Raw genomic sequence first — 22,740 nt, 5'->3', positions numbered from 1 at the left:
GAAAATACTTTTTTATAAAAAATCCTGATTAACAGTGTATTTTTCAAACATTTAAAATCAATTTCGGTACAACATATTTAACATTCTATTAACTCATTGATTCTAATAAAAATCATTTAAGTTTTAATGCTTTATCTGATAAACTCACCTATTTTTGTAAATCAATTATAAGTAATGAGTAAATTAGAAAAATATCTATTTTCTACCAGAACCATGACGGTCTTGCTATTCATCTACGCAATCGCCATGGGTTATGCCACTTTCATTGAAAATGACTACGATACGGCTACTGCAAAAGCTGTTATTTACGAGGCAAAGTGGTTTGAGGTATTAATGATTTGGTTGATCGTTTTGTTCTTAATGAATATCAAACGATACAGATTATGGTCAAAGGAAAAATTGCCTTTATTGGTTTTCCACTTAGCATTTTTGTTTATTTTTATTGGAGGAGGAATTACTCGTTACATCAGTTTCGAGGGTGAAATGCCTATTCCAGAAGGAGGAACAAGTAACGAAATTACATCGTACAAATCTTATTTCAAAATGATGGTTGATGATGGTACACAACGTTTAGCGTACGACAATCATCAATACAACATGACGTATTTTGACAGAAAAGATAGTACAAGTTCTTTGTTCCATAGACACTTTGAAGGTGAATATCAGTTCAAAGATAAAGTCATTAAATTAAAAACTTTTGATTACGTACCTCACGCTTTAGATACAGTTGTAAGAAAAAAAGAAGGAATTAATGTTTTAGAAATCGTGACAGTTGGACAAACTGGACGTAATTCTGTTTTCATCAGAAATGGTGAAATTAAAAGTGTTAATGGAACTTTAGTTTCGTACAATAGACCGCAAGATGGTGCTGTACAAATTACTGGAGAAGGAGAAAATTTGGTTATCAAATCGCCTTTCGAAGGAGAATATGTGCAAATGGCTGGACAACAAGTTGGACAAATTACAGACATGCAGAAATTGCAAGAAGGTGCTGGAAAAGTTGAGTTTAATGTTCCCGCTCCATTAAAATTACGTTCGTTGTATACAATTAACGGAGCGCAATTTGTAGTTCCAAATCCGGCTTTCAAAGGTGAAGTTTTATATCGACAAGGTTCTAAATTTAAAGCAGAAGAAAAAAATCTACCTGGTGCAATTAGAGCCGAAGTTATTGTTGGTGATAAACGCGATACAGTGACGATTGTTGGTGGAAAAGGTGTCACAAATTATTCTGCTGACGTACAAATTGACGGAATGAATATTTCGTTAGGTTACGGTTCTAAATTAGTAAAAGTTCCATTTAGCATTCGTTTAGATGACTTTATTTTAGACCGTTATCCTGGTTCTACAAACCCTTCTTCTTTCGAATCTAACATTACAGTTATCGACGAGGGAAAAGAAACAAAACATCACATTTATATGAACAATGTAATGGATTATAAAGGTTACCGTTTCTTCCAATCGAGTTATTTCCCAACAGAAGACGGAACTATTTTACAAGTTAACCAAGACTGGTGGGGAACTAACATTACCTATTTAGGATACTTCTTATTATTTGGAGGAATGTTTGTTTCATTATTCTGGAAAGGAACTCGTTTTACACAATTAAACTCTTTATTAAAAAGTTTACATACCAAAAAAGTAAATATTTTACTTCCATTATTTTTACTTTCTGGATTAGCATTTGCTCAAAATCCAAGTACTACTGATGGAGGAAAAAATGGACATCAAAAAATTCAGACTGATTCGGAAAAAGGAAATGTTCATTCATCAGAACATATTGGTAGTTTTTCTACAAAAATGGCTGATGGAGATGAATTAGCTAAGAATGTAAAAATTCCGGACGAACACGCTGATAAATTTGGTCATTTACTTACACAAGATATCGAAGGACGTATAAAACCTGTTAATACGCAAGCTTTAGAAATCCTTAGAAAAGTTTACAAAAAAGATAAATTCCACGGATTATCTGCCAATAAATGGTTTATTTCTTTGCAATTAGATCCTGCTTATTGGGTAAATGCTCCGATGATTGAAGTTGGTGATAAAGGTGGTGATCGTTTAAAGAAAATTACAAGCGCAAATGAAGATGGTTACACATCTTTAATGAATTTGATTGATCCAAAAACAACTCGTTTCAAATTAGACAAAGCCTATAACGAAGCATTCTCAAGAAAACCTTCAGAGCGTTCTAAATTTGATGAGGAAGTAATTAAAGTTACAGAGCGTTTCAATATTTTAGATCAAACTGCAAAAGGTTATCAATTAAAAATAATTCCAGTTCAGAATGATCCTTCAGAGCGTTGGACTTCTTGGATTTATCAAACACAAGAAAATCCTGTAGAAATCGATACAATGGCACTTGGAATGATTAGTGTTTATTTTAACATGGTTTCGAAAGGATTAGAAAATGGTAATTGGACGCCTGCAGATAATGCGGTAGATTATATCGATAAATACCAACAAAAATGGGGTAAAAATGTTGTGCCTTCTCCAACAAAAGTTGAGATTGAGGTTTTATACAACAAATACAACGTTTTCTTTTGGGTGATGATTGCTTATTGTATGGTTGGTGGAGTTTTAATGATTTTATCATTCATTCAGTTATTTTCAGAAAGCAAAGCACTGCATCGAATTATCAATGTTTGTTTGGGATTAATATTTATTGTCTTTATCATACAAGCCGCAGGACTTGGTGTTCGTTGGTATTTAACGGGACACGCACCTTGGTCTAACGGTTACGAAGCCATTGTATTTATTTCATGGATTAGTGTTTTAGCTGGATTGTTATTATACAAAAACCGAAACGCATTTATTCCTACAACAGGAGCTATGGTTGCTGTAATTATGATGGGATTTGCGCATGGAGGTTCTATGTTAGATCCACAAATTACACCATTAGTACCAGTTCTAAAATCATATTGGTTAATTGTACACGTTGCGATTATCGTTTCATCTTATGGTTTCTTTGGATTAAGTGCTATTTTAGGGGTTTTCTCATTAATTATCATGATGATTAAACCAAATAAAAAGATTGAAATTTCTCTAAAAGAAATGACTTACGTTTCAGAAATGTCGTTAACAATCGGTATTTATTTGCTTACTGTCGGTACATTCTTAGGCGGTATGTGGGCAAACGAATCTTGGGGACGTTACTGGTCTTGGGATCCAAAAGAAACTTGGGCATTCGTTTCAGTAATTGTTTATGCAGTTGTTTTACACATGCGTTTAGTTCCAGGTTTAAGAGGAAAATTTGCATTCAACGTTGCTGCAATGTGGGCAGTTTGGACAGTAATTATGACGTATTTTGGCGTTAACTATTACTTATCTGGATTACACTCTTACGCAGCCGGAGATCCAATTCCAATCCCATTCTGGGTTCCTGCAACAGCAGTAGCAATGTTAGCCTTAACATTAGCGGCTTGGTATTTACAAAACAAAGTTTACCATGTAAAATCAAAAGATTAATTTCTTTGAATATTATAAATGTTAAAAGCTCATCGAAAGGTGAGCTTTTTTTATTTTGGTTTTAATAATCATTAAATATAATTTTTAAAACCTAGACGTTAGAGAAATCTATATTATTAATGATACAAAATAGATTCTTAGAAGAAGCTTATATTTTATAAAACTAAAAAAAGGTAATCCAAAAACTCGGATTACCTTTTTAATTTGAAAAATATTTAAAAGAATTGTTTTATTTAAAATCAGCTTCAGTTACATTTTTGTTAATCTCTCCTGAATCGATAACAATTTTGATCACTTGCGGACCTGTTTCTGTAATTGATTCTGAAGGAAACAATATTCCATCAAAAGCTTTGTAATTTTTTATTTTTGTATTAACAATTACATCTCCTTGAGGTGTTTTCTGAACTTCATCTGTCTTTTTTAATAGACCTGTTTTCACATCATAATAATCTGTACGAGAGATTTCCGGTGCAGAAACTTTATAATACTCTACTCCATCTTCGCTAACAACCCCTTCAACTTTTGCCGTTTTATACCCTTCTGATAAAGGAAAGAATAATGGATTTGTTTTCTTTAAAGGCGTTATCATTTCAGTTGGTAAATCCATTTTTTGACCTGCTTGAGACATATAACCATTTTGCCCATCAAAAACTTGTTTAAACGTCATTCCCATAATCGTAAATGAAGTTGCAATTTTATTTGAAGTTGCTTTTACAATATAATCTCCACTCTGTCCCATTGTCTCTATTTTTCCTTTCTGAACAATAGATTTTACAGCTTTTACTTTATCCGCACCACCAATTGCTTTTAAATAATTATCTGTAATTTGAGCAACTGAAACAGTTGTAGTTTTTGCACCAGAAGTTGGTTTATCTATTTTATTTCCGAAAGAATCGTAGTAATTAACTGGGTAACCTAGCTTTTCTAAAGCTGGAGCAATTTGCTCTAATTTCCCTGTTACATTGATTTTTGCTTGATCTGGACGGAAATATTTTTTCGAAACACGTAATACATCATCAATTGTTACAGCATTAATATTTTTGATATAATCTGCATAAAAACTATCTGATAATTGATTTGTCTTTTTCGTTAAAGCTTGATTAGCAACGGTAGAAGGACTTTCTAAAGTCAAAATAAAGTTTCCTAAGAATTTCGCTTTTACATCATTCAACGTTTGTTGATCGATTTTGTTTAACGTCATTTCTTTGATTTCTTTCATCGTCTCAACGATTGCAGAATCTGTCACTTCATTACGAACTGTTGCATTTGTATTGAAACGCCCAACGTAACGAGAATCAGAAACTCCACCACGTGCTCCATATGTCCAACCATGCGCTTCACGAAGATTCATATTCAATTTTGAATTGAAATCTCCTCCTAAAATAGATGACGCAATTAACGCTGCATAATAATCTGGATCTTTCTTCGTCAACTGAACTGGATACGAAACCGAAACCACAGATTGCACTGCGTTAGGCATATTAATCGCATTTAATTCCGTTTTTGTAACTTCTTCTACTTTTGGAAATGCTGGAATATTTAATTTTCCTGTTTGCCAAGAATTAAAGTTTTTCTCCGCCAATGCTTTTACATCTTTTGTCGAAATATCTCCAACAACAATCAAATAAGCATTATTCGGTTTGTAGTAAGTGTTGTAGTAATCCTTCACATCTTGCAATGTAATTTTCTCAATTTGGGCTGGTGTATCAAATTCTGAGAAAGGATTATTTTTTCCATAAACTAATATATTCGAAACGCGAGATGCTGCTGCTTCTACAGATTTTTCATCAGCTTTTAAACCTTCGATGTAACGTTTTTTAACATCAGTAAATTCACTTTCAGTAAAGTTTGGATTCATAGCCCCATCTGCCATATAACCAAAAATTTCGTTGAAATATTTAGTCAAAGAACTTGCAGAAGCTCCTTCTTCCCAAAAATTAACGCGAGCTCCTAAAAACTCAATACGTTTATTGAAATCGTCTTTCGATTTTGTTTTTGTTCCTGTTCCCAACATTTCGCTTAACAACGACTCTGCTCCTTTTTTTGCACCTAATGCAAATGGTGGATTATCGATAGTTAATGTCGCAGAAACTCGTGGTAATTTATGATTTTCAACAACTATAACTGTTAAACCATTTTTTAATTTGAATTCGTTCGATTTTCCTAAATTAACCGTTGGTGCTGGACCCGGTTTTGGCATTGGAATCGCCACTTGCGCATTTAAGCTAACTGCCATAAAAGCGATTGCAAGAGATAATATTTTTGTTTTCATAATTCGGTTGTTTTTTATTTTGCAGCTTTTTTAGATTCTGGTAAATAATGAATAATTACACGTTGGTTTTTGTTTAGATACTTTTTAGCAACATTACGAATATCCTCTCTTGTTACAGATTGATAAATTTTCAATTCTTCGTTGATTTTATTTGTATCTCCGCCCAACATATAAGCATCCGCTAAAGCATGTGCAATGTTTTGAACACCCGATTTTGAAGCCACAAAACTATTTTCAATTCCATTTAAGATTTTTTGGTAATCCTCTTCAGAAATCAAATTTGTTTGAACTTTTTCTATATCTTGTTGTAAATCTCCTTCTAATTTATCCAAAGAAACTTCTCCTTGAGGTAAAATTCCGATTGAATAAATTCCGTAATCTTCCATTTGACGATTGAAAGCAAAAATTTGTAATGCTTCTTTTTTCTCGTCAACATATTTTTTATATAAAACTGATGATTTTCCACCGGTTAAATAGTTTGATAACATTTCTAATGCATAAGCATCTTTTGATTTGTTGTCTGGCGTACGATAATTAATCGCTAATAAAGGAATCTGAATATTTGCATCATATTCTGTTGCACGAATTTCTGATGTAATTGGATCTTCCTTCACAACAGTTTTCACAACATCTTTTCCTCTTGGAATTACACCAAAATATTTCTCAATTAATTTCTTTGCTTCGTCTTTATTAAAATCACCCGCAACAACTAATACAGCATTATTTGGTACATAAAAAGTTTGACTAAAGTGTTTGAAATCGTCTAATTTAGCATTACTCAAATCCTCAAAAGAACCAATTACACTCCAACGGTAAGGATGTTTTTTGAAAACATGAGGATTAACTGCTTCTCCGTACGAAAATTTACCATAAGGTTGATTGTCCAAACGAGAACGTTTTTCTTCTTTTACAACTTCTTTTTGTGTATCGACACCAATTTGATTAATAATTGGCTGACGCAAACGATCAGATTCCATCCATAATCCTAATTCTAAATTATTTGATGGAAAAGTTTCGTAATAATATGTTCTGTCCGTTGTTGTATTCGCATTGTTAGAACCTCCATGAGAAGAAACAATTTTGAACCATTCTCCTCTCTTAATATTCTCTGTTCCTTCGAATAATAAATGCTCAAAAAAGTGCGCAAAACCTGTTTTACCAACTTGCTCATCTTTCGAACCTACGTGATACATAACACCTGTTGTAATAACTGGAGCAGAATTATCTTGATGAAGGATAACATGCAATCCGTTTGGTAGAGTATACTCATCAAATTTTATTTGCTGACCAAATAACGCTGATCCTGCAAATAAGATAGACATAAAAATTTTCTTCATTTAGTAGTTTTTAAGTTTTTTATCTATTATGCTTATGTAACATTAGTAGCAGTTTTTTTGAAAATGTTACACCAAATTTGCATAATAATTAAAAAAAGTAAAATAATACACGTCTATTGATTTAGTAGGCATTTGTATTAATTTACAACAATATTTCATAATATACCTATAGTAATTGTTATTGTATTTGCTATAGATTTGTAAAAATCGAGAGAAAAAAAATGGATTTTATAGAGTTTTTTGGTTTTGTAGGCGCCTTCTTCATCGGACTAATTATGGGAGTTCTTGGTGGTGGTGGATCTATTTTAGCCGTTCCTATTTTAGCGTATATTTTTCATTTCGACGAAAAAATTGCTACTGCTTATTCATTATGTATCGTTGGATCCACAGGATTGATTGGAGGAATAAAGCAAGCTTCGCAAAAAATGGTTGATTGGAAAGTCGTTTTTCAATTTGGTTTACCAGCTGTTGTTGGAATTACACTGGTTCGTGCATTTTTAATTCCTGCTTTACCAAGTAATTTATTTGCTATAGGCGATTTTATCGTCACACGCCGAATGGCAATGTTTGGTTTATTCGCTATTCTGATGGTTTTCGCAGCTATGTCAATGCTCAAAGGCAAAAAAGATGTAGAAGTTGATCAGAAAAATGATAAGCTAAATCCTGTTTTATTAATTCAAGGATTTTTAATCGGAGGATTAACAGGAATGGTTGGTGCTGGCGGTGGTTTTTTAATTGTTCCGGCATTGATGATGGTTGCAAAATTAGATATGAAAAGAGCTTCGGCAACTTCATTGGTAATTATTGCCATCAATTCACTTATCGGATTTTTTATTGGTGATGCTTTACACATCAAAATTGATTGGAGCTTCTTGAGTGTTTTCATTGGAATTTCTATGGTTGGAATTCTTGTCGGAACCTACATCAACAAATTTTTACCAGTACAATTTCTAAAGCGAACATTTGCTATCTTTATTATTTTAATGGCAATTTTTATGTTCATCGAAGAATTTATAATTCAATAATTTAAAGTATGGAACTGAACGAAAATTTTTGGAACGATAAATACACCACAAATCAAACTGGTTGGGATTTAAAAGCTCCTTCTACTCCGCTAAAAGGGTATATCGATCAATTAGAAGATAAAAATATCCGTATTTTGATTCCTGGTTGTGGAAATGCTTACGAAGCAGAATACCTTTTGGAACAAGGTTTTACAAATATTACATTGATTGACATTTCGGAAATTGTAGTCGAAAAAATTAAAGAAAAATTTAAACATATTCCCAATATCAAAGTTCTTCATCAAGACTTTTTTGAGTTAGATGGTGAATTTGATTTGATTTTAGAACAAACTTTTTTCTGTGCATTAGATCCAAAATTACGTCAAAGTTATAGTATCAAAATGAACGAACTATTAGCCGAAAACGGAAAATTAGTTGGTGTATTATTCAACAGAGAATTCGGAAATGACACGCCGCCTTTTGGAGGTGATAAAACTGAATATCAGACGTATTTCAACGATTATTTTGATTTCAAAGTCATGGAAAATTGTTACAATTCTATTCCGCCAAGAGCAAAAACTGAATTATTTATTAATCTAAAAAAGATTGCCAAATAACCTATGATTTCATTCATAAATTTTAGGCTAACTATCAATCTTATTTGAGTTTAAATAGAAGAAAAGTATCAGAATTCATCCATCAGAGGAAAATTCTAAATTTAAATATTTGTATTTTTACACACTAAATCATTCTTATGAAAATTGAACAAATTTACACCGGATGTCTTGCGCAAGGTGCTTATTATATAGAAAGCAATGGTGAAGTTGCAATTATTGATCCGTTAAGAGAAACACAATCTTATATCGATCAAGCGACAAAAGACAATGCTAAAATCAAATACATTTTCGAGACGCATTTTCATGCAGATTTCGTTTCTGGACATCTAGATTTAGCTCAAAAAACTGGTGCTACAATTATTTATGGTCCAACTGCAGAGCCAAATTTTGATGCACATATCGCAACAGATGGCGAAGTTTTTTCTTTAGGAAATATCACCATTACAGCTTTGCACACGCCAGGTCATACGATGGAAAGTACAACGTATTTATTGAAAGATGAAAACGGTAAAGATTATGCAATTTTTACAGGAGATACTTTATTTATTGGTGATGTTGGTCGTCCAGATTTAGCTCAAAAATTAAATACAGATTTAACGCAAGAAAAATTAGCAGGTTATTTATTTGATTCGTTACGAAACAAAATAATGCCTTTGGCTGATGATATTATCGTATATCCTGCACATGGAGCGGGTTCTGCTTGTGGAAAAAACATGAGTAAAGAAACTTTTGACACATTAGGAAATCAAAAACAAGTAAATTATGCTTTGAATCCTACTATGACAAAAGAGGAATTTATTACTGAATTAACGTCAGGATTAATGCCTCCTCCATTCTATTTTCCAGAAAATGTAATGATGAATAAATTGGGTGTCGAATCTTTGGATGTTGTAAAAGAACGTGCAAATAAAGCTTTATCTCCAGACGAATTTATTCAAGTTGCGGAAGACACAAATGCCTTAATTTTAGATGTTCGCGATCCACAAACTTTTGCCGCAGGATTTATTCCAAATTCTATCAATATCGGAATTAAAGGAAATTTTGCACCTTGGGTTGGAACATTAATTACAGATATCAAACAGCCTATTTTGTTGATTGCAGAAGTTGGTCAAGAAGAGGAAACGGTAACGCGTTTGGCTCGTGTTGGATACGACAATGTAATCGGATTTTTGAACAATGGTTTCCAAGCTTGGGTTGAAGCAGAGAAAGATTTTGATGAAATTGTTTCGGTTTCTCCAGAAGAATTTGCAGAGTTAGTTGACGAAACTGAATTAAAAGTTTTGGACGTTCGTAAACCAGGTGAATACGAAACTTCTCACGTTGAAGGTGCGATTACAGCTCCATTAGATTTCATCAACGAATCAATGAAATTAATCGATCCAGAGGAAACCTATTTAGTACATTGTGCAGGAGGATATCGTTCGATGATTTTCACTTCAATTTTACGCGCTCGTGGTTACGAAAATTTGATTGACGTTGCTGGAGGTTTTGGTAAAATAAAAGAAGTTGAAGGTGTAAAAATTGTAGAAGGAACTTCGCCTTGTCAATCAGGAAATAATTCTTGTTCAACGAAATAAACAATTTATTTTAAAAAATAACGTTATAGCCTTGTGATAAACAAGGCTTTTTTTATATTCGTCATCTAAATTCATCCAATGAAAAAATTGTTATTCATCGCCACTCTTTTTACATGTATTACCGCTTTTGCTCAACAGAAAATACATGGAGCTGAATCGTTTGCGTTAACTATTCCAAAAGATTTTCAGCGTACAGTTGGGTTAAATGATTATGCAACTATACAATTTGAAAGTCTTGCTCCAAAGCCAAATTCGTATGGTTTTGTGATTTTTGAGCACAAAGATGAATTAAAATTGGCAGATTCTAATTTGGATATGATTGATTATACGCTAAATTCTATCGAGCCATACACGACACAAAAAGGGTTTAAATACATCAAAAAACCATATGTTGCTTACGAAAAAAGATTCAATTATGCCTATGCCGAATTTGAAACAAATGAACCAGAATCTGGGCATATTTATTTCCTACAAACTGTAATCGAAACGAAAGAATTTGTCTATCAAATTTTACAATATTGTAGTTTCGAAAATCAAGAAATAATGAAAAGCGATTTTGTCAAAATTGCAAATAGCTTCAAAGTAGAATAATCATAAAAAAACCTTCCTATTTCGGAAGGTTTTTGTTTTTTTGTTCAATCCAAAGCGACATATATTTTGTACTTTGATGATGATGATGTTGCAAAATTTGACCAATAAAATTTTGATTTCGATGTTGGATTAAATTTGCTTCAATCGATTTAATTTTCTCTAAAAAATCAACTTCAAATTTAGTTTTATTATAATTTTCATTCAGAATTTTGATTCCATTTTGTTGAGCAATTTTCCACTCATTCTCATTATTGTAAAGCAAAATAGCTTTCTCTACAAACGCTTCGAAATCATCTTCTACAAAGCCATTCCAATCGAAATGATCTTTCATTGCTTCTGCTCCAATCGTTGTCGTAACCGAAGGCGTTCCGGTTTGCATTGCATCAACAAATTTTCCTTTTACACCTGCACCAAAATTAATCGGCGCCAACAAAACTTTGTAATTTGACATCGTTTCTTGCGCATTTTTGGCTCTACTTTTGATAAAAAATCGTTCGGAAGGATTATTCAATTGCAAAACTTTTTGCGTTGCATAAGCGCCATAAATATGCAACTCAGCTTTCGGAAGTTTCTTTCTCAAAATTGGCCAAATTTCTTTTTTTAAGGTTTGAACACAATTAAAATTAGGTTCGTGAATAAAATTTCCGATAAACATAAAATGTTCTCTTTCTTCAAAATTTTTCCAAGAATTGATTTTTTTATTTGTAATTTCATCTTCTAAAAAAGGTAAATAATACAAGATTTTTTTATCAATTTTAAATTGATTTTGTAGAATTTCTATTTCCTTTTTCGAAATCATCAACGATAAATCACAACGTAAAATAGAAGCTATTTCTCGTTTTGCCAAATCTGAAAACAATAAATCTTCTGTAAATTCTATTCCTTTTTTGGTTGCTTCTTGTCGCGCATTTCGTAGAAAATGTAAATCTTCTGTATCCAAAATTTTCAATGCATTTGGACATTCTTTCGAAACGCGCCAACCATATTGTTCTTCAATCATAAAACGATCAAAAAGAACAATTTCAGGATTTAATTCTTTAACAAGATCATCAAAACTTTCATCATTTAACTGAATTTCAACTTCTTTTACTCCTTTCGAAATCAAATCAAAACTATAATCAGATTTTGAAGCAGCACACGCAAAAGTTATCTCAAACTCAGCTTTTTTGAAACAATCAATTAACTGAATCATTCGAGTTCCTGCGGCAGAAGAAGTTGGTTCTGGCCAAACTTGACCAATGATTAATAGTTTTTTCATTCAACAAAATTACGCTTTCTGTTTGTTAATCGGAAGATTAAATATAATGCACCCAATTGGCTTATTTTAATGTAAATTTGCAGCTAAAATTATATAAAATGTCTTATCAAACTGTTTTTGAAGAATTTTTCGAGCAAGTAAAATCAAGTATCAAAGAAGGAACTTTTGCAAAATTGACAATGGCCAAAACTATTGGAGATACTGATCTTAAAAATATTTTTGTTCGTTTACATCTTTTAGAAAATAATGAGTACAATTTTGCCTTCACTTTTCGTTATAAAACCGAAGAAGTTGAGCAATTTCATAGTGTTGACCAGACTTTTTTAATTTTGAGTTCTTACATCAAAAATCCATTTACAAACGCTTTATTATTTACAACTGAAAAAGATTTGATTTTTAAAGTGAATAAAAAAAATGCAGCAAGTTTAACAGAACAAGCACCAACTTTCAAACACGCATCGGATGTGATGTTAGAAATGATTGAAAAGAAAATCATTTAATAGACGATTTTTCACATTCAATCTTTAAACAATATAATTTCGTAAATTTGGACTTAATATTTTTCGAAAAATGCTTGGATTAAAACTTTTGACAGACCCACGTTGGGCTGATATTGCGGAAAGAAATTTAGAGGAAATTTTAACAGATCATGCGTGGTGTGAGCAAAAAGCGGCAACAAATGCGATTACAATGATTGCGTATAATTCTGAACATGACGAATTTATTCAGGAAATGTCAGATATTGCCATCGAAGAAATGCAACATTTCAAAATGGTCGTAGAAATTATTGAGCGTCGTGGATACAAATTAGGTCGCGAGCGCAAAGATGATTACGTTGGTCAGTTGATGAAATTTTGTAAAAAAGATGGTTCTCGTAATATGGCTTTCGTAGATCGTTTGTTATTCGCAGCGATGATTGAAGCTAGAAGTTGTGAACGTTTCAGAACATTATCGCAAAATATTAATGACGAAGAATTAGCAAAATTCTACTATGATTTGATGGTTTCGGAAGCAAATCATTACACAACTTTTTTAAATTTTGCTCGAAAACTTTCCACTGATGTTGATGTGGACAAACGTTGGAAAGAATGGTTGGATTTTGAAGGAAATTTGATTCAATCTTACGGAAATAAAGAAGCGATACACGGATAGAATTTAGATTATAGAAAAAGTGAAATCAAGGTTTGATTTCACTTTTTTATTCAACATAAATCAATCGACAAGGAACGTCTAAATCTTCCGTCAAATAATAACTGCAACACAAGCGGTGATAACCATCTGCAATGATTAATTCGTTTCAGATCGCACCAATAAAATTGGAGAAAGCTTTTTATTTGCTTTTATTTTTTTGAAATTCTCTTGAACATGTCTATTTTCCAAAGGAAGCAAACTCAATTTACTCGCTCTGAAAATGTCTTTGGATTTCTTGATGATTGTTTCGGCTTCCGATAATTTATTTGCAAGCGAAACAGCTATTTCAGGTTTAAAAATTAATTCCAAATAATCTTGCGCAGCAGGAAAATCGTGATCTTCTGGTTCATCTAACCAGATATTTTTGTCTTCTGTTAGGTTTTTCATTCTAATTAAAATTGAAAGGTTTTTATAATTTTATCATCTAATAATTGTTTCATCAACATTTTATGCTGTTTACTTTTACCTCTAACCAACCAAGTTGTAGAAACATTTCCATCTGTAGCATGTTGTTTAGCAACTGAAAATTTTAAATCAAATTTTTTAAACAATGTTTGGCTATATTCATATTCCTCTTTCGACTTTGTGAGAATTGTATAGTTTTTAATTTTATGGTAATCATCAATATAATTTTGAAGATAGGTTAGACCAACCAAAATAATCAAAACGATAACACTTCCCAATAAACCTAAATAAACATAACCCGCTCCAATACACATTCCCAACGACGCGGTCGCCCAAATAGTAGTTGCGGTCGTAATTCCTGCAACTTTATTATCGTCCTTAAAAATTACTCCAGCTCCTAAAAATCCAATTCCCGTGATGATATTTGCTGCCAATCGATCTGGATTTTCTACTCCAATTCGGATCGAAAGAATTGTGAACAAACAAGATCCAAAACTAACTAAAATGAATGTTCTTAATCCGGCAGATTTGTTGCGATATTCTCTTTCCGTACCGATCAAAACGCCAATTATAATCGATATACAAATTAAAATCAAATCATTTTGAATCGATTTTGCTAAAAATTCTTCCATAATCACAGAAATTACAACTTAAATATACAACTTTGATGAATTTTTCACTCTCCAATTTCAAGATAATTGTTTAAATAAAAGCGAAAAAAAACTTAATCATTGAGAAAATGATAAATGACACGAATCATTTTCAAAGCTTTTTATATTTTCGTTAAAATTGAATGAATGAAGAAAATATTAGCCAGTTTTATTGTTTTAGCTAGCTTCGGGGTACAAGCGCAAGAAAGTAATTTCAGGACTTGGAATGCCTTAAATATCAATCAAAAAATCAATAAAGATTTTAATTTTCAGTCGGATATACAATATCGTTCGTACGAAGATTTAGATCAGTTACAACAACTTTTGATTCGTGGAGGAATTGGTTACAACTTAACCGAAAATAACAATACAGTGTTAGCTGGTTACGCCTACATTCAGAACAGAACACCTACTTCTACCGATGATTATGCACATAGTCACGAGCATCGTTTGTATCAACAATTCAATACAAAACATACTTTACAACGTTTTAATTTTGCCCATCGCTTTCGTGTCGAAGAACGCTTTTTAGAAAATGATACACAATTTAGATTTCGTTATCAATTGACTGCAACTATTCCTCTAAATAATGCCAAATTAATCGAAAACACGTGGTATTTGAAAGCGTATGATGAGATTTTTCTACAAGCTGTAAAAGATAAAACGTTTGATAGAAATCGACTTGGTTTAAGCTTTGGTTACGTTATTTCGCCTACTTTTAGTTTAGAAGCTGGTTACATGTTACAAAGTCTTAAAGCATCTCATACTGATCATTTGATGATTGGATTAACAGTTAATAATCTGATAAAATAGAGTCTTATCTTGGTTAGAATAATTTACACTTGATTATATGAAAGTTAAGCTAAATGGAAAAACAAAAGTAAAATGCACTATTTTTATTGATAAATCAATAACTTTATTAAAATAGCTTACTAATTACTCTATAAAATAAGACCAAGGTATATCAAATCTTCCTCGTCTTTCTGCTACTTTAAGCTTTTCTCCTTCAAAACTTGAGTAATACTTTTTATAATCTACTTTTATCTCTTTTTCTATAAATGTATTGTTCCAATCTTCAATTATTAAATAATAACTACTACCTCCTTTACTATTTTTCTTAATTTTTTTCAAAATCTGAGTTTCATAAATTTGAGGAGTAGATTGATCATACTTACAATTAATGAATATAACAGAATAAATAGAAAATACTTCAATTAATATTATGATAAAAACATTATAAACAAAATTTTTCTTGTTGTAAATCAATATTTTAAATTGATTAAAATAATAGATTATTAAGATTAATAACGCTATAACACTCGAAGGAACCCATACATTTTTATAATCTAAGACATTGTAATCCATAGCGGTTCTAATGATTAATCCAAAACAAGATAACATAAAACCTATAGAAATTGTTGGAAGATTTGGTCTAATTTCAGGCTCAATTGAGATCAAACCTCGATAATATCTAACTAAAATGATGCAAAAAATAGGATAAACAAAAGATAAATAAATTAAAATTTCATTAAAAAACTGAAAAACTAATGTACTCAAACCGAAAATGCATCCAATAATATTAATTAATAAAGCCGTTCTTTTCAACGACTTTAAATCAGTAAATTTTTGTTCAATAATAACTAAATCTAAAAAATTCATAAAATCTAAAAATCCGCTCAATGAGCGGATTTTCTATTTGTAATAAAATATATCATTTCCTATTAAGCTTCACAAGAAGAACAAGAAACTAAGTTTGCAACTAATTCCTTAGAAACTGATTGTGAGCGCTGATAGTACAATGTTTTTACACCTAATTGCCAAGCTTCGATCATCAAACGGTTTACTTCCTTCACAGGTAAATCTGGTGGAATATTTAGGTTTAATGATTGCGATTGATCTACATATTTTTGACGAATCGCTGCTTGTTGAACAATTTCTAATTGAGAAATTTCTTTGAATGTTTTGAACACATCTTTTTCCTCTTTTGTCAATTGTTCTAAATGTTGCACAGAGCCACCGTTCAACATGATTTCGCGCCAAATATCTTCGTTATCGATTCCTTTTTCTTGTAATAATTTAGTCAAATATTTATTCTTACGCATAAAGTTTCCTTTCGATAAACCTGCTTTGTAATAATTTGAAGCAAACGGTTCAATTCCTGGAGAAGTTTGTCCTAAAATCGCAGAAGAAGACGTAGTTGGTGCAATTGCACAAGTTGTTGTATTACGACGTCCGTAACCTTTTAAAACTTCTGGTTCACCATAAATACGAGCTAATTCTTCCGAAGCTTTATCTGCTTTAGATTGAATATGCTTGAAAATTTCTGTTGTACGTAATTTCGCTTCCATTCCTTCGAAAGGTATCATGTTGCGTTGTAAATAAGAGTGCCACCCTAATACACCTAAACCTAAAGCACGGTGACGTTTTGCAAAACGATTAGCTGATGCTAAATAATGATTTCCTTCTGTTTTTTCGATGAATTCTTGTAAAACTGCATCTAAAAAGAAAATTGCTAAACGTACTGCCTCAGTATCTTTCCATTCATCGTATAACTCTAAGTTCATAGAAGATAAACAACAAATAAATGATTCATCAGCAGATGAAGGCAACATAATTTCTGAACAAAGATTAGAAGCATTAATTGACATTCCTAAATCTTTGTAAACCTGTGGTTTATTTTTATTTACGTTATCTGTAAAGAATAAATATGGTAATCCTTTTTCTTGACGAGACTCTAAAACTTTCGCCCAAATTTGACGTTTATCCGCATCTCCATCAATCATTTCTTGCATCCAATAATCTGGTACACAAACACCATAAAATAAATTCTGAATTGAACTTCCTATCGATTTGATTTTCAAGAATTCTTCGATATCATCATGATCAATATCCAAATAAGCCGCAAAAGCTCCACGACGTGTAGAACCTTGAGAAACCACATTCATCGCAGAATTGAACAATTCCATAAACGAAACAGCACCACTACTTTTTCCGTTATCTGTAATCGCCGCTCCACGCTCACGCAATTCACCAAAATAACCAGAAGTACCACCACCGATTTTAGTTTGCATAATAACTTCTCCTAATTTATGCGTAATTCCTTCAATACTATCTGGAATATGAACATTGAAACAAGAAATTGGTAAACCACGCTCTGTTCCCATATTTGCCCAAATTGGAGATGATAAACTCATCCAACCTCTTTCTATCATTTCTTTGAAAGATTCTTGCAATTCTGGTTTGTATAAACGTTTTGCAGCCGCAGCCGTGATACGATCTATAGCTCCTTCAACTGTTTCCCCTTTCAATAAATAACCTCTATTCAAAATTTGTTCAGATTCAGAGTTTTTCCACCATAATTTTGGTGCTTCACCGTCAAAAAATATATTTTGAATGTCGTCGTGTGGTATTGGATTGTCCATAGCTTTAGAATTTATATGATGTGATATTGTTAAATAATTTTATTTATAGTTGTGTTTTTGATAAAAAGTTTCGGCGTTTTAAAATAAATCGTCGGCCGAAATACTTTTGTCGTGTTTAGTATAATCTACTGGTCTTTTTGCGAAGAAATCATCTAAGCTACTTGCAAAAACTTCTTCCTCAAACCAAGCCATCGGCTTATATTGTTCTTGAGAAATATGAAATATTTTTTTGTATCCAATTTTAGCAATTGCTTCATCAATACGGTATTTCATATAATTTAATAAATCTGCTTTTGAGTAATAACCAAATTCTCCTTTCTCGAAAATCCAATCTAACATCATTTTTTCTTGGTCAATATAACCACGAACAGCAGTTTCTACCCAATTTTGATCTAATTCCTCTGGTAATAAACCTTCTTCACGAATTTTATTAATCAAATAAATCCCAGCATTTGCGTGAATTTGCTCATCTGTAGATGTCCAAGCAATGATATTTGCAGTATTTTTCATTAAACCATCAAAACGTGTAAATGCCAAAATATTTGCAAATTTCGAGAACAACGAACTATCTTCAATAACCAATGCAAAGAACAATAATTTCTCTACAATTGATTTGCTCTCGTCGCGCATAATTTCGCCAACAAATGTATTATAGCTTTTGAAAATTGGATTTTGTAAGGCTACATTAAATTCATCCAAATATCCATTTACCTCCAAAATACGCGAATACGCTTCACTGTGTCTAAACTCACATTCTGCAAAAGTAGCACCTAATCCATTCAATTCTGGTTTTGGAAAATAGTGATATAAATCTCCCCAAAATCCTTTTACCGTTACCTCAACTTGCGCAATTGATAAAATAGAACGTTTGTGAATTTCGCGTTTCGCATCATCTAAATTTGCATGATAATCTTGGATATCCGAAGTAAAATCTACTTCTCCATGTACCCAATATGCTTTTTGGATTGCTTCTGTAAAGGTTAAAATTTCAGGATATTCAAATGGTTTATAATTTACCCTTTTATCAAAAATAGACATAGTTTTTTGGACTTTTTAGATTAATAAACTTTGGTAAAAACGATTTTTTCTTCCAAATAAATTAAAGTTGGTTCTTTTATTTTATTTAGAAATTTGAACCTCAATAGGGTTACATTTTCGTTTCAATTACTCATCGATTCTTTCAAAATTAAGATAAGATTTTACAATTAAAAATTTTGTAATCTTAAAAATTAAAAAGGTTATCAACAAGTTGTTAATTATTTGATTATTAATTAATTATTTTTAAATTTTTATTCGTTATAATTTAATAATTTTTATCAAAATAACAACTATAACTTGGATTAATTTTCTATAATTTAACACAAAAAAAATAGGCAAGCCTTGTTGTAGACTTGCCTAAAGAATATGATTAAATTCTAAATTTTATCTCGCAATATTCACTGCACGCGTTTCACGAATTACAGTTACACGAACTTGACCTGGATAAGTCATTTCGTTTTGAATTTTATCTGAAATTAAGAACGATAATTCAGCTGCTTTTGTATCATCAACTTTATCACTTTCTACAATCACACGCAACTCACGACCAGCTTGGATTGCATATGCTTTTTCTACACCATCAAAGTTAAGAGCCGTAGCTTCTAAATCTTTTAAACGTTGCATATACGATTCCACAACTTGACGACGAGCACCTGGACGAGCACCAGAAATGGCATCGGCAACTTGTACAAGTGGTGAAATTAAAGAAGTCATCTCAATTTCGTCGTGGTGAGCTCCAATTGCATTAACTACATCTGGATGTTCTCCATATTTCTCCGCCCATTGCATACCCAAAATTGCGTGAGGCAATTCAGATTCCTGCTCCGGCACTTTACCAATATCGTGTAATAAACCTGCACGTTTCGCTAACTTAGGATTCAATCCTAATTCCGCAGCCAACGTTCCTGCTAAGTTTGCCACCTCGCGAGAGTGTTGTAACAAGTTTTGACCGTAAGAAGAACGGTATTTCATACGTCCAACGATACGAACCAAATCTTTGTGTAAACCGTGGATTCCTAAATCTAAAATTGTTTTCTTACCAACTTCGATGATTTCGTCTTCGATTTGTTTTGTTGTTTTAGCCACAACTTCCTCAATACGTGCCGGGTGAATACGTCCGTCTGTTACTAAGCGATGTAAAGACAAACGAGCAATTTCACGACGAACAGGATCGAAACAAGAAAGGATAATCGCTTCTGGCGTATCATCAACGATCACCTCAACTCCAGTCGCAGCCTCAATTGCACGAATGTTACGTCCTTCACGACCAATGATACGTCCTTTGATTTCGTCAGACTCAATGTTAAATACAGAAACTGCATTCTCAATAGCTTGCTCTGTACCAATACGTTGAATAGAAGAAATCACAATTTTACGCGCTTCATTTTTCGCATCTAATTCCGCCTCTTCCATAATTTCTTGGATATGAGCTTGTGCTTTCGTTCTTGCTTCGTCTTTTAAGACTTCAATCAATTCGGCACGTGCTTCATCAGCAGAATAATTCGAAATTTTTTCAAGGATTTCTACTTGTTTTTTGTGCATCGTATCCACTTCTTTTTGCTTAATATTAAGCTTTTCTGTACGTGCTTGTATATTTCCTTTCTCAGATTTAATCTGATCTTTTTGTTTCTGAATTTCTGCTAAGTCCGTTTTGATTCTCTCTTCACGTTCTTTTACTTTAAGCTCAGCATCAGCTACTTTTCTTTCACGTTGATTAACAACTTCTTCGTGTTTAGATTTTAATTCTAAAAATTTCTCTTTGGCTTGAAAAATTTTCTCTTTTTTAATGGCTTCACCATCTTTCTCAGCATCATTAATCAAATTTTGTGCTTTGCGAGTTGCTTCGTCAATCAGTTCTTGATTCTGTTTATCAACTGATTTTTTTGATAAGAAATATCCCACCGCTGCACCTATGATTAATGTAACAATTGCAATAATTATTGTCATAATTGGGTCCATAGATTATGTAATGTTTATATATAAAAAAACCTACATTAGTAAAGTATGTTTTGAGTTAACTCCTGTAAACAGGATTTGAGTTAGTCCGTCAGTCAAGTATCCGCTGTCAAATAAATGAACCTAAAAGGTTGCGGCCCGCTTTCCGAACGATGTTCACTCGGTAACAAAACTAGTGTTGAGTTAACCAAAATAGCTAGAACTAATGTAGGAATATTGTTTAGTGGACAGTTTCACAACTGTCAGAACTTCTCTTATTTTGCGATTGACTGATCAATCAATTCTAATAACTTCGAAATGCGCTCTGTAGTCATTTCTTCGTTATCTTTCACTTGCTTTTTCAGCTTTGCTTCGCGTAAAGCTAACTGAATTGTCACCATTGCAAGTGCGTCTTGTTTGTCAGAAACAGCGTACTTTTGTTCAAATTGTTTCAAAATACCATTTATTTCTTCTGCACAAGAAAGTAACATTTCTTCCTCGTCAGAATTAATCGTCATTGGGTAATGACGTGAAGCAATTTTTATCTCAATTCGTTGAGTTGACATTCTTTTTATTAATTATTAGTTTTAATTTGAGCGATGCACGTATCGACTTCTTTTATTAATTTGTTCATTCTTTGCTTCATCATTTGTTTGTACTCCTGATTTCCGCTCATTGCATTAACGACTTTTAATCGTTTTACCTCCTCATTTAAATTTAAGTTATTCGCTTGCGAATCTCTCAATTTATTTTTCAATCGGGCATTTTCTTCTTTTAGAGAATTGATTTCATTTTGCAATTTTTCCAATTCTTGTATCGAGTTTTCAGCGCCCTTCAATATATCTTTATAATTCCCAAGTTGGCCTAAAACACTTAAAACTTTGTTTTCAAGTTCGTTAAATTTTACCATTTTTTCCATCTCCTGAGAATTTCAATTATTCTAGCTTCTATTGCAAAAATAGTATTTTTTTACTTCTAATCAATACAAAAACCTAAATATTATCAGTTTTTTCTTATTCATTTGACAAATAGAGATTTACTTATATTTTTTGTTTCGTTTCTCTATTCTTCACTACTTTCACAACGTACTTGATACTAAAAAACAAAAACAATACCGAAAGAATAGTTGGCAGAAATTGACAGAAAACAATCAAAATTGATTTGAAATAATACATTCCTTCTTTCCAACTTTGTTTTAACTCATATCCTAAGTTGATTTCTCTATAAGCTTTCAGATCAGTTTGTGGTAAAATATTCGTTACAACTCGTGGTTCTTCTGATAATTGATACGCAATAGTCGCATAAGAAGTCGCATCATTTATCAACGCTTTATTCACTTTATTTTCGATTTGTTGCGAAATTTTAACTGCTTTATTGTTTTCATTTTTCAACTCATTTTCATATTTCTCAAAGGTCATTTCTTCATTATTAATCAAAATATGATCGATAATAATTCCTTTTTCTACTGCAAATTTGACATGCTCACGCAATTTATTTGACGGAACTTTTAATTCAATCAAATAAGAACGTTGAATTTTATCTATTTTCTTAACGCTTTCTTCAGATAATTCAACTATATCCAAAGTTTCTTTGCAAAGTGTTGATTTTAGTGGGTTAGTTACTCATATTATAACATTTGGTACAACATAAGTACAACAATTGGAAAAGTATGTTTTAAGTCTTTGTTGAGCATAGATTTTAAGCCATAAAAAACGAAATTTTAACATTTGATCTGGGCTTAAAAATGCGAAATTCGAGCATATATAACGATTTTATTTAGCTGAGCAGTACGGTTCATCAACTGATATTCGGCTAATTTGGAACAATAATAGTCTCTTGATGCTTTGGCATATCCATTTTGAAGCAACAATTCATTCAAACATTCGCCTGATTCCAGGATGACATAACCTAATTACCTATGATAAAAATCGTAGGCATTTTTTATTTCTGTAAGTATGGTTACTCTATCTCCAACACT

The 22,740-nt window shown here is 32.0% G+C and carries 20 protein-coding genes; 8 read left to right on the top strand and 12 right to left on the bottom strand.

The genetic code is table 11. From position 1 onward, the window contains the following. Window positions 1–174: 174 nt before the first annotated feature. A complete protein-coding gene (gene ccsA / locus N5D90_RS14500) occupies window positions 175–3,465 on the top strand; it encodes a cytochrome c biogenesis protein (protein ID WP_280063000.1) in 3,291 nt (1,096 codons plus the stop codon). 229 nt (window positions 3,466–3,694) lie between these two features. Here ccsA and N5D90_RS14495 read toward each other — a convergent pair whose 3' ends face one another. Together N5D90_RS14495 and N5D90_RS14490 are read right to left on the bottom strand one after the other, a co-directional pair. Next, entirely contained in the window at window positions 3,695–5,737 is a 2,043-nt protein-coding gene (locus tag N5D90_RS14495) for a pitrilysin family protein (protein WP_280062999.1), read from the bottom strand. Between the two features lie 14 nt (window positions 5,738–5,751). Then, a complete protein-coding gene (locus tag N5D90_RS14490) occupies window positions 5,752–7,074 on the bottom strand; it encodes a pitrilysin family protein (protein WP_038335678.1) in 1,323 nt (440 codons plus the stop codon). Window positions 7,075–7,295: 221 nt separating this feature from the next. On the opposite strand from N5D90_RS14490, the gene N5D90_RS14485 reads away from it, so the two are divergent. The 4 genes from N5D90_RS14485 to N5D90_RS14470 all read left to right on the top strand — a co-directional run bounded on the left by N5D90_RS14485 (window position 7,296) and on the right by N5D90_RS14470 (window position 10,863). After that, on the top strand, window positions 7,296–8,099 hold the full coding sequence (locus tag N5D90_RS14485; RefSeq protein ID WP_038335677.1) for a sulfite exporter TauE/SafE family protein: 804 nt from the start codon (window positions 7,296–7,298) through the stop codon (window positions 8,097–8,099). A gap of 8 nt (window positions 8,100–8,107) precedes the next feature. Beyond that, the gene (locus tag N5D90_RS14480) at window positions 8,108–8,695 is read left to right on the top strand and encodes a methyltransferase domain-containing protein (protein ID WP_038335675.1); all 588 of its coding nucleotides are present in this window, start codon (window positions 8,108–8,110) and stop codon (window positions 8,693–8,695) included. Window positions 8,696–8,832: 137 nt separating this feature from the next. Then, a complete protein-coding gene (locus N5D90_RS14475; protein WP_038335674.1) occupies window positions 8,833–10,272 on the top strand; it encodes a rhodanese-like domain-containing protein in 1,440 nt (479 codons plus the stop codon). Between the two features lie 78 nt (window positions 10,273–10,350). Then, window positions 10,351–10,863, top strand: a complete 513-nt coding sequence (locus N5D90_RS14470) for a hypothetical protein (protein WP_038335672.1) — start codon at window positions 10,351–10,353, stop codon at window positions 10,861–10,863. Window positions 10,864–10,879: 16 nt separating this feature from the next. Here N5D90_RS14470 and N5D90_RS14465 read toward each other — a convergent pair whose 3' ends face one another. Further along, window positions 10,880–12,121: a glycosyltransferase gene (locus N5D90_RS14465; protein WP_280062996.1), complete on the bottom strand. Its 1,242-nt coding sequence runs from the start codon at window positions 12,119–12,121 to the stop codon at window positions 10,880–10,882. 98 nt (window positions 12,122–12,219) lie between these two features. Here N5D90_RS14465 and N5D90_RS14460 point away from each other — a divergent pair, with 98 nt between their 5' ends. Beyond that, complete coding sequence (locus tag N5D90_RS14460) at window positions 12,220–12,621, top strand: hypothetical protein (RefSeq protein WP_180906228.1); 402 nt, start codon at window positions 12,220–12,222, stop codon at window positions 12,619–12,621. Between the two features lie 70 nt (window positions 12,622–12,691). Continuing rightward, entirely contained in the window at window positions 12,692–13,273 is a 582-nt protein-coding gene (locus tag N5D90_RS14455) for a tRNA-(ms[2]io[6]A)-hydroxylase (RefSeq protein ID WP_115001228.1), read from the top strand. Between the two features lie 135 nt (window positions 13,274–13,408). Here N5D90_RS14455 and N5D90_RS14450 read toward each other — a convergent pair whose 3' ends face one another. Beyond that, window positions 13,409–13,699: a hypothetical protein gene (locus N5D90_RS14450; RefSeq protein ID WP_280062994.1), complete on the bottom strand. Its 291-nt coding sequence runs from the start codon at window positions 13,697–13,699 to the stop codon at window positions 13,409–13,411. A gap of 5 nt (window positions 13,700–13,704) precedes the next feature. After that, window positions 13,705–14,349, bottom strand: coding sequence for an MgtC/SapB family protein (locus tag N5D90_RS14445; RefSeq protein WP_280062993.1), 645 nt, complete (start codon window positions 14,347–14,349; stop codon window positions 13,705–13,707). A gap of 165 nt (window positions 14,350–14,514) precedes the next feature. Here N5D90_RS14445 and N5D90_RS14440 point away from each other — a divergent pair, with 165 nt between their 5' ends. Next, the gene (locus tag N5D90_RS14440) at window positions 14,515–15,180 is read left to right on the top strand and encodes a DUF2490 domain-containing protein (protein ID WP_280049763.1); all 666 of its coding nucleotides are present in this window, start codon (window positions 14,515–14,517) and stop codon (window positions 15,178–15,180) included. 123 nt (window positions 15,181–15,303) lie between these two features. Here N5D90_RS14440 and N5D90_RS14435 read toward each other — a convergent pair whose 3' ends face one another. The 7 genes from N5D90_RS14435 to N5D90_RS14405 all read right to left on the bottom strand — a co-directional run bounded on the left by N5D90_RS14435 (window position 15,304) and on the right by N5D90_RS14405 (window position 22,345). After that, window positions 15,304–16,026, bottom strand: coding sequence for a hypothetical protein (locus tag N5D90_RS14435; RefSeq protein ID WP_280062991.1), 723 nt, complete (start codon window positions 16,024–16,026; stop codon window positions 15,304–15,306). A gap of 62 nt (window positions 16,027–16,088) precedes the next feature. Continuing rightward, window positions 16,089–17,789, bottom strand: coding sequence for a ribonucleoside-diphosphate reductase subunit alpha (locus N5D90_RS14430; RefSeq protein WP_115001235.1), 1,701 nt, complete (start codon window positions 17,787–17,789; stop codon window positions 16,089–16,091). 78 nt (window positions 17,790–17,867) lie between these two features. Continuing rightward, window positions 17,868–18,827, bottom strand: a complete 960-nt coding sequence (locus tag N5D90_RS14425; RefSeq protein WP_280062989.1) for a ribonucleotide-diphosphate reductase subunit beta — start codon at window positions 18,825–18,827, stop codon at window positions 17,868–17,870. A 384-nt stretch (window positions 18,828–19,211) separates the two neighbouring features. Next, window positions 19,212–20,774 (bottom strand): ribonuclease Y, encoded by a 1,563-nt coding sequence (gene rny / locus N5D90_RS14420; protein WP_407932367.1) that lies wholly within the window; start codon window positions 20,772–20,774, stop codon window positions 19,212–19,214. Window positions 20,775–21,037: 263 nt separating this feature from the next. Next, window positions 21,038–21,328: a cell division protein ZapA gene (locus N5D90_RS14415; protein ID WP_038335658.1), complete on the bottom strand. Its 291-nt coding sequence runs from the start codon at window positions 21,326–21,328 to the stop codon at window positions 21,038–21,040. Between the two features lie 8 nt (window positions 21,329–21,336). Then, entirely contained in the window at window positions 21,337–21,681 is a 345-nt protein-coding gene (locus N5D90_RS14410) for a hypothetical protein (protein ID WP_019975371.1), read from the bottom strand. A gap of 121 nt (window positions 21,682–21,802) precedes the next feature. Further along, on the bottom strand, window positions 21,803–22,345 hold the full coding sequence (locus N5D90_RS14405; protein WP_038335656.1) for a hypothetical protein: 543 nt from the start codon (window positions 22,343–22,345) through the stop codon (window positions 21,803–21,805). Window positions 22,346–22,740 lie beyond the last annotated feature (395 nt).

This window comes from Empedobacter sp. GD03797 (assembly GCF_029842105.1).
Taxonomy (GTDB): domain Bacteria; phylum Bacteroidota; class Bacteroidia; order Flavobacteriales; family Weeksellaceae; genus Empedobacter; species Empedobacter falsenii_C.
Note: the sequence above shows the minus strand (reverse complement) of the source record. Positions and strands in the feature narration are given on the sequence as shown.

Coding starts and splice junctions, on each gene's coding strand:
- N5D90_RS14495 (WP_280062999.1), bottom strand. CDS start 5,737: ATGAAAACAAAAATATTATCTCTTGCAATCGCTTTTATGGCAGTTAGC.
- N5D90_RS14410 (WP_019975371.1), bottom strand. CDS start 21,681: ATGGAAAAAATGGTAAAATTTAACGAACTTGAAAACAAAGTTTTAAGT.
- N5D90_RS14430 (WP_115001235.1), bottom strand. CDS start 17,789: ATGGACAATCCAATACCACACGACGACATTCAAAATATATTTTTTGAC.
- N5D90_RS14435 (WP_280062991.1), bottom strand. CDS start 16,026: ATGAATTTTTTAGATTTAGTTATTATTGAACAAAAATTTACTGATTTA.
- N5D90_RS14465 (WP_280062996.1), bottom strand. CDS start 12,121: ATGAAAAAACTATTAATCATTGGTCAAGTTTGGCCAGAACCAACTTCT.
- N5D90_RS14450 (WP_280062994.1), bottom strand. CDS start 13,699: ATGAAAAACCTAACAGAAGACAAAAATATCTGGTTAGATGAACCAGAA.
- rny (WP_407932367.1), bottom strand. CDS start 20,774: ATGACAATAATTATTGCAATTGTTACATTAATCATAGGTGCAGCGGTG.
- N5D90_RS14485 (WP_038335677.1), top strand. CDS start 7,296: ATGGATTTTATAGAGTTTTTTGGTTTTGTAGGCGCCTTCTTCATCGGA.
- N5D90_RS14455 (WP_115001228.1), top strand. CDS start 12,692: ATGCTTGGATTAAAACTTTTGACAGACCCACGTTGGGCTGATATTGCG.
- N5D90_RS14480 (WP_038335675.1), top strand. CDS start 8,108: ATGGAACTGAACGAAAATTTTTGGAACGATAAATACACCACAAATCAA.
- N5D90_RS14425 (WP_280062989.1), bottom strand. CDS start 18,827: ATGTCTATTTTTGATAAAAGGGTAAATTATAAACCATTTGAATATCCT.
- N5D90_RS14490 (WP_038335678.1), bottom strand. CDS start 7,074: ATGAAGAAAATTTTTATGTCTATCTTATTTGCAGGATCAGCGTTATTT.
- N5D90_RS14415 (WP_038335658.1), bottom strand. CDS start 21,328: ATGTCAACTCAACGAATTGAGATAAAAATTGCTTCACGTCATTACCCA.
- N5D90_RS14445 (WP_280062993.1), bottom strand. CDS start 14,349: ATGGAAGAATTTTTAGCAAAATCGATTCAAAATGATTTGATTTTAATT.
- N5D90_RS14475 (WP_038335674.1), top strand. CDS start 8,833: ATGAAAATTGAACAAATTTACACCGGATGTCTTGCGCAAGGTGCTTAT.
- N5D90_RS14470 (WP_038335672.1), top strand. CDS start 10,351: ATGAAAAAATTGTTATTCATCGCCACTCTTTTTACATGTATTACCGCT.
- N5D90_RS14460 (WP_180906228.1), top strand. CDS start 12,220: ATGTCTTATCAAACTGTTTTTGAAGAATTTTTCGAGCAAGTAAAATCA.
- N5D90_RS14440 (WP_280049763.1), top strand. CDS start 14,515: ATGAAGAAAATATTAGCCAGTTTTATTGTTTTAGCTAGCTTCGGGGTA.
- ccsA (WP_280063000.1), top strand. CDS start 175: ATGAGTAAATTAGAAAAATATCTATTTTCTACCAGAACCATGACGGTC.